Source organism: Zhongshania sp., assembly GCF_041584495.1.
GTDB lineage: Bacteria > Pseudomonadota > Gammaproteobacteria > Pseudomonadales > Spongiibacteraceae > Spongiibacter.
In genome coordinates this window covers 1-3576 of sequence record NZ_JBFHDY010000201.1, presented here as the reverse complement: position 1 = coordinate 3576, position 3576 = coordinate 1, and the positions used below count along the sequence as shown (strand labels likewise).

The following is a 3576-nucleotide window of genomic DNA, read 5'->3' as shown; positions in this document are numbered from 1 at the left end:
CGAGCGAGTAGCTAAAGAAATTATGGCTGAATCGTGGGTTATGGGCAGCTATGGAATCTGCAATTTTTTTGTAGATGGAAAGAAACAGTCAATTGTGATGTGAGGTGGGTAAGTGATTGTCTACCAGGACAGAGCCTTCTGTACCGCCAAAGAGTGCAAGCATTACGACGAATGCCCGCTTGTGGCCACGGAGCAGGTTCAGCGGGATGCGGAAAAGGCTGGGCTGCCATTGAACCTAGTGGAGAGTTTTCGGTGTTTTGATAGGAGGGATGGGGCATGAAATACAAACTAACCTACAGCCGAGAAGTGGGCCAGACTCTAAAATTCAAGTCAGTTGTCGTGTGGGGGCGAAACCTTACCACCGTATTGCACGATGCCGAGCGTACAGGCTGGGCGGCTAAGGGCTGGACTTTTCTGGGGGTGGAGTCGTGCAGCCATTAGTTGCATCTGTTTCTGGGGGGCGAACTAGCGGCTACATGGCCGCAAGGCTAAAGGCCGAATACTCGGATCGGTACAATATGCGCTTTGTATTTGCTAATACGGGGCAAGAGCACGAGAAGACACTGGAGTTTGTAGACCGGCTTGATAAGCATTTTAGGCTGAATCTTGTTTGGGTTGAGGCTGATGTGCACCACGGCAAGAGGGTGGGAACTGGGTTTAAGATAGTTGATTTTAAATCAGCTTCTAGGCGGGGTGAGCCATACGAGCATGTTATTAAGAAGTACGGCATACCAAACAAGGCTTACCCCCACTGCAATCGTGAGCTAAAACTGGCACCAATAAACAAATGGGTTGAGTCCGAAGGGCTTTCAGATCGGTTAATGGCTGTTGGTATACGCGCAGATGAGGTAGACCGCATGAGCGTACAGGCAGAGCAAAACAAGATCGTATACCCGCTGATAAGCTGGTTTCCTACCATGAAATATGAGGTCATGGCGTGGTGGTCAAAACAGCCGTTTGATTTGGACTTACCAGAAAGGCTTGGCAACTGTACGTGGTGCTGGAAGAAGTCGTGGAAGAAACACGCGGAGAATGTGAGGGAGGATGCCAATATTTATGAATTCCCTCGCCGGATGGAAAATCTGTACGGATTGGCGGGGCATAATGTGGACGGCACAAAGCGAGTATTTTTCAGGGGTAATAAGTCGGCAGAGGATATATTGGGTGGGAATTTTGATGGGGGGAGTGATGAATCGAATGGGTGTAGCGAGCAGTGTGATATTTTTGCGGAGAATTGACCAATGCTAACAGACGAAAAAGTAACCCGCGCCAGAATCAACGCCGAAAACTGGACGTACCAACAGTGGGCAGACCACTACGGCGAGAAGTACAACACAATGTACCACGCGATTACAGGGCGGACGTTTAAACACCTTGAGGTCGAGCCGCGAAGATTCCCCAGCGCCCACAGGACGTTAACGCCGGAGAAGGTCAGGGATATACGCGAGAACCGCCAAGGGCTGACGTTCAAAGCGCTAGGCGCAAAGCACGGGCTGTCAGAGACTGCTGCGCGGTATGTGTACCACGGGCGCTGTTATGGTGATGTGGCATGATCCCCGCCAGCTTCCCCCCAAAACACATGGCCAGAGTCTTTGAGATTCGATATGGACAGGGCGATCCGTTGGCGTGGTGGAAGGTTGCCATCATAGCCAGGGGCGAGGGCATACGGTGCAATGAGTGGGATTTGTGCCGATGGGCGAAAGAGGCGGAAAGGGGTGGTGTCGGGGCTTGGTTGTGGTATTCTTAATACACCCTCCAGGTATCACTTCCCCTCTTCCCCGGTTCAAGCCGGGGTTTTTTTTCGGTTATAAGCGCAGACACTCTTATGACAAAACGGTATTTCACAAAATCGGCGCAACCCACTAATATTTAAACCGTAGACAACACAAACACAGAGGGGATATTAACCATGACCACACTTAAACTGACTGAAAACGAGAAAAACTTTCTTAAGCAGTGCATCAACTATGATGACCGCGAGTCACAGAAAAACGACAACTACTGCTGCGCCGGTCTTGAAGAAGCAGCCGCCATCTTCGGCGGCAACCTGAACGCGGGTAAAGGTCTGCTGTCAAGCATGACACAAAAGGGTATCGGCGACATGGATGACGAAGGCTACGACATTTTTTGGATTAACGAGGATAGAATCGACGCGCTTTACGACGCACTGGGCCTTGAATAATCGAGAATTAGGATGGGCGAGCAATCGCCCATTGTGCTATAATTTACTAAACACCCCTCCCGCCATGTAGCGCGATGCTCGATAATTAGGTGATGACGCGGGATTCACTGGGCGCACCGCGAGGGGTGGACACGGCCCCCATTGCCAGACCTGTAGTCCAGTTGATCGCGGTGGTTTGGTAGTTGGGGGTTATATCAACGCATCTGAGTGGTTGTTGGCCCTTTAGGGATAGAGTCCGGAACACGCACCCGGCAGCAACCACTACAAATGCGGTGAATGCGCAGGCTGATGCGCCGAGATGCTTTCCCACTCGACAAAGGGGTTATACGCCATTCAGTGAAGCCGGAGATCAGCACCGGCCACCGCATTACATGCACCCAGCCTTGGCCCACGACTTAACCTTGGCTGGAGTTGGCTTCCACCAGTAGGAGGCGTAGCGGATGGCGACCGCTGATAAACAAACGTTGCGGCGGTGATACTGGATAGCCCGCCAGCTTACACGACCCACCCCTCTGCGCAGGTATTGGTACGGGTGGGTTATCAGGGGGGGTTATGTCAAAGACGGTTATCCACAATAACGAGAAGGTGGTCTTTTATGACTGCAAGGATTGCGGCATGGTTTATCACCAGCAAAACGGGCTTAGACCAAATAATAAATTTTGCTCTAGGGCTTGCATGGCGTATGTATTGGAGAATGGATTGTCGAAGGGGAATTGTTCAACAATTAAAATTGTTCAATAATATTGAACGAAAGGATGTAGTGAACATGCTAGACGAATTCACAAAAGCGCGGATTAGGCGGGCATCCAAGGATAACCCGGAGCTGCCAATTCGCTTTATCGTGGAAGCGGTGAAGCATCACAAGGCGGCTACAGCACCGTATAAGCCGAGGGCAGTGAAGGCCAACTTCCGCCCAAGCGCTGAGAGGCTGAAAGAAATTGCACAGCACGGAAACGATTTAATACTGTCGGCAACAGACAAGGAATTGTCAGGGTTCAGTGAGTAGGCTAATATGACCTACATGGAACCCAAATACAAAGCAGAAACCGCACTATACTGGCGGGCGACAGCGATAGAGAACCCCCACGACCCCAACAGCTGGGAGCCGGGGCAGCTCTGCGTTATACCGTCAGAGGTCATGCGAGAAGTGAAGAAACCGCACAAGCATGACTTTGGTGCGTGCTGGATTATGATTAAGCGGGTTGAGAATCAGTTGTTTGATATGATGGGTGGAATGAATGGCTACTAAGCGCAAGAAGCGAAAAGGTTACGGTAAGTAACACAATAGGTTACGGATTGAATCAATGGCAGGTGCTCCGAAAGGTAACAGTAACGCATCCAAGGGCAAAGCATTCAAGGATGCACTACGTAAAGCATTGAAAGCGGACGGCATT

6 protein-coding genes are annotated in these 3576 nt (G+C 50.7%); all 6 read left to right on the top strand.

What is annotated here, in order from left to right; genetic code table 11:
• Positions 1-276: 276 nt before the first annotated feature.
• Positions 277-441, top strand: coding sequence for a hypothetical protein (locus ABYP33_RS17975; protein ID WP_373092610.1), 165 nt, complete (start codon positions 277-279; stop codon positions 439-441).
• 35 nt (positions 442-476) lie between these two features.
• On the top strand, positions 477-1238 hold the full coding sequence (locus tag ABYP33_RS17970; protein WP_373092608.1) for a hypothetical protein: 762 nt from the start codon (positions 477-479) through the stop codon (positions 1236-1238).
• 3 nt (positions 1239-1241) lie between these two features.
• Positions 1242-1553: a hypothetical protein gene (locus tag ABYP33_RS17965; RefSeq protein WP_373092607.1), complete on the top strand. Its 312-nt coding sequence runs from the start codon at positions 1242-1244 to the stop codon at positions 1551-1553.
• Positions 1554-1909: 356 nt separating this feature from the next.
• The gene (locus ABYP33_RS17960) at positions 1910-2182 is read left to right on the top strand and encodes a hypothetical protein (RefSeq protein WP_373092605.1); all 273 of its coding nucleotides are present in this window, start codon (positions 1910-1912) and stop codon (positions 2180-2182) included.
• Between the two features lie 595 nt (positions 2183-2777).
• Positions 2778-3188 carry a hypothetical protein gene (locus ABYP33_RS17955; RefSeq protein WP_373092603.1) on the top strand — a complete coding sequence of 137 codons (411 nt, stop codon included), beginning with the start codon at positions 2778-2780 and terminating at the stop codon, positions 3186-3188.
• 6 nt (positions 3189-3194) lie between these two features.
• Entirely contained in the window at positions 3195-3431 is a 237-nt protein-coding gene (locus tag ABYP33_RS17950; RefSeq protein WP_373092602.1) for a hypothetical protein, read from the top strand.
• Positions 3432-3576 lie beyond the last annotated feature (145 nt).